The 3,177-nt window shown below is 52.8% G+C and carries 4 protein-coding genes; 1 reads left to right on the top strand and 3 read right to left on the bottom strand.

Annotation, left to right across the window (positions count from 1 at the left end; translation table 11 throughout):
* Positions 1-132 precede the first annotated feature (132 nt).
* Together R6U67_RS19270 and sfsA are read right to left on the bottom strand one after the other, a co-directional pair.
* Positions 133-471: a P-II family nitrogen regulator gene (locus R6U67_RS19270; protein ID WP_087706312.1), complete on the bottom strand. Its 339-nt coding sequence runs from the start codon at positions 469-471 to the stop codon at positions 133-135.
* Positions 472-637: 166 nt separating this feature from the next.
* The gene (gene sfsA / locus R6U67_RS19275; RefSeq protein ID WP_410254045.1) at positions 638-1,357 is read right to left on the bottom strand and encodes a DNA/RNA nuclease SfsA; all 720 of its coding nucleotides are present in this window, start codon (positions 1,355-1,357) and stop codon (positions 638-640) included.
* Between the two features lie 132 nt (positions 1,358-1,489).
* Here sfsA and murJ point away from each other — a divergent pair, with 132 nt between their 5' ends.
* Positions 1,490-2,878 (top strand): murein biosynthesis integral membrane protein MurJ, encoded by a 1,389-nt coding sequence (murJ, locus tag R6U67_RS19280; RefSeq protein ID WP_410254046.1) that lies wholly within the window; start codon positions 1,490-1,492, stop codon positions 2,876-2,878.
* Here murJ and R6U67_RS19285 read toward each other — a convergent pair.
* On the bottom strand, positions 2,852-3,046 hold the full coding sequence (locus R6U67_RS19285) for an ATP-binding protein (RefSeq protein WP_410254047.1): 195 nt from the start codon (positions 3,044-3,046) through the stop codon (positions 2,852-2,854). The two genes, murJ and R6U67_RS19285, sit on opposite strands and share 27 nt — an antisense overlap.
* Between the last annotated feature and the right edge of the window lie 131 nt (positions 3,047-3,177).

Consider the following 3,177-nt stretch of genomic DNA (forward strand, 5'->3'; position numbering starts at 1 on the left):
TTAAGCTGGTCAGCTACCTGAAGGGGAGGGCACGAAGCCCCCGTGCTTCAGCCGGGGGTGCTGACGTTCGCTGAATACCTCTGAATTTCTGAGTCTCCACCGTTGGATAAGGCCTCGGGTTGAGGGTTAGGGTTAGATGGCTTCGAGGTTCTGTTCGCCAGTCCGAATGCGGATAATCTGATCGACGGGGGAGACGAAAATTTTACCGTCGCCGATTTCTCCGGTTCGGGCGGCGGCGGTGAGTTTTTCAACCACCATATCGACTTGGTTATCTTCGATCACGATTTCGAGTTTGAGCTTTTGCAAAAATTCGACGGTATATTCTGAGCCGCGATAGCGTTCAGTCTGTCCTTTTTGCCGCCCAAAGCCACGCACTTCGGAAACGGTCATCCCCACGATACCGGCGTTGACGAGGGCAATTTTAACTTCGTCTAGCTTGAAGGGACGAATGATGGCTTCTACCTTTTTCACACCGAAAACTCCTTTGTTTGGTCTGTTTTAGCAAAATAATGCTTGTACTAGCATGGCATTTTATTACCACTGACAATCCAGTACATTTTGTAGCCGATTATACGATTCCTGATTCGGCGATCGCGAGGTGGCTGAGAATGGGCTAACCATGAGGCCGGTTTTAGGGCTACAGTTCTAGGGGAACTCGGCCACAGTAACGCAGTCCCTCGGGACTAACCTGAACCTGGCAGGGTAAGACGTCAACGCCTCGATTCACGGCGTCTCGTAATAATTTACCGTAGGTTGGATCGGCGTCATCACCGGGAGAAAAACGATCGCAATCTCCCCGGTTAATTAAGTACAACATGACACAGCGTGCCTCGTCCACTAGGGCCATCAACTCCCGTAGATGTTTTTGTCCGCGTTCGGTGACGGTATCGGGAAACAGGGCCTGGGTTTGCCGCGCCCAGGTGGTATTTTTGACTTCGAGATAAATGGGGCGATCGCCCTCCAAGAGAAAATCAACGCGGCTTTTCCCATCCTGGCCATACTTAACTTCTGAGCGGATGGCTCCATAGTCCCCCAACTCGGGGATGAGATGTTGTTCAAGGAGCGATCGCACGATCGCATTACTGCGGCTGGTGTTAATCCCCACCCAGGTCCGATCAGCATCCCGCATCTGGATGGCCTCCCAAGTGTAGGGGTATTTCCGTTTGGCGTTGTCGCTATAGGAGAGCAACACGGGGCTGGCGGGGTCACAAACTCCCGTCATGGGGCCGGTATTGGGACAATGAGCGGTAATCACCTCGCCGTTAACCAGTTCAATATCGGCAAGAAAGCGCTTATAGCGTCGGATTAAAGTTCCCGAATAAAGGGGGGGATAGTCGTAAATCACAGGGCTAGTCATAAGCAAAATCAACAGGTTTGAGTGAATCAGGACTCGACGGAACCCGGAGCAAGGGTAGGGAACCGTGACCCTCTTGCGGTTAAATGTTTGTCTAAGTGACTCTCATCCCCGGACAAATGCAACTCGGTAATTATGGCTGACGAGACAGGAAAGGTTCGTTCTTTGGCGTCTGTTGCTGGCATTGTGGCAGCGGCGACCCTGATTAGTAAGATTTTTGGCTTGGTTCGTCAACAGGCGATCGCTGCCGCATTTGGGGTCGGTGTCGCTGTAGATGCCTACAACTACGCTTATGTGATTCCGGGCTTCCTCCTGGTGCTGCTAGGGGGGATTAACGGACCGTTTCATAGTGCGATCGTCAGTGTCGTCGCCAAACGGGATAAACGAGAGGCGGTTCCCCTCATCGAAACCATGACCACCCTCGTCGGTGGCATTCTGCTCCTGGTCACCATTGCCCTAGTTGTCTTTGCTCATCCTCTCATTGATGTGGTCGCTCCGGGTCTCTCGGAAACGGCCGCCGGTCAAGAAATTCGCGATATTGCCGTGATGCAGTTTCGCATCATGGCCCCGATGGCCTTACTCGCCGGCCTAATTGGGATTGGCTTCGGCAGCCTCAACGCCGCTGACCTCTATTGGCTGCCCTCAATCAGTCCCCTGTTCTCCAGTGTGGCTCTCATTGGCGGCTTAGGGGTCTTGGCTCTGTCTTTAGGAGACCAAATCACCGAACCCCGCTACGCCGCCGTCGGAGGCCTCGTCCTGGCTTGGGGAACCCTCCTAGGGGCGGTGTTGCAATGGTTGGTGCAAGTGGTGGTGCAATGGCGGGAGGGCCTGGGAACCCTACGGCTACGCTTTGAGTTTTGGCGGCCAGGGGTGCGGGAGGTGATGAAGGTCATGGGACCGGCCACCTTCTCCTCGGGAATGATGCAGATTAACGTCTACACCGACCTCTGGTTTGCCTCGTTTATCCCCCAGACTGCCTCTGCTTTGGGCTATGCGGGGCTATTGGTGCAAACGCCTCTGGGGATTATCTCTAATACCCTACTGGTCCCTCTACTGCCGATTTTCTCCCGTCTGGCGGCTCCTGAGCATTGGCCCCAGCTCAAACAACGCATTCGCCAAGGGTTAATTCTCACAGGGTTAACGATGTTGCCCTTGGGGGCGCTGATGGTGGCTCTGGCCACACCCATTGTCCGTGTGGTCTATGAACGCTATGCCTTTGACCGAGCGGCGTCGGAGTTTGTGGCGGCCATTCTGATGGCCTATGGCTTAGGAATGTTTGTCTATTTGGGACGGGATGTGTTGGTGCGGGTGTTTTATGCCCTCGGAGATGGTCAAACACCATTCCGAGTCAGTATTGCCAATATTTTTCTCAATGTGCTGTTGGACTATTTCTTTATCCAATGGTTTGGCGCACCGGGGTTGGTTCTGGCCACGATGGGGGTGAATGTGGTCTCGATGGTGGCGTTGCTGATATTACTCGATCGCAAGATTGGTGGTCTACCCTGGCTCGAATGGGCGGCCTAACGCTTTTGATCCATACAGACACCAGATAAGGGCAGTTTGGCATGTTGTTTTCCCGGTTTCGTTAGCCGCCCTTATTACCGTCAAGGGTTTTTCTTTATCACAAGAAAAATCGAGCTTAAGACTTTTCAGTAGGCGGAAATTACTGATTTCGGCAGATATTAACTTCATGGATCACTCCTGCAACAAGCTTGTAGAGCGCCTAATAATTTCATCTCTTATATCGCTAATCGTCTGACTGCGGGATCGGTCATCTACACTGGACTCGATGAGGTATATTCGTTGACAAAGTTGGATGAACT

Source organism: Sodalinema sp. (genome assembly GCF_046483825.1).
In the GTDB taxonomy this organism is placed as follows: Bacteria; Cyanobacteriota; Cyanobacteriia; order Cyanobacteriales; family Geitlerinemataceae; genus Sodalinema.

Coding starts and splice junctions, on each gene's coding strand:
- sfsA (WP_410254045.1), bottom strand. CDS start 1,357: ATGACTAGCCCTGTGATTTACGACTATCCCCCCCTTTATTCGGGAACT.
- murJ (WP_410254046.1), top strand. CDS start 1,490: ATGGCTGACGAGACAGGAAAGGTTCGTTCTTTGGCGTCTGTTGCTGGC.
- R6U67_RS19285 (WP_410254047.1), bottom strand. CDS start 3,046: ATGAAGTTAATATCTGCCGAAATCAGTAATTTCCGCCTACTGAAAAGT.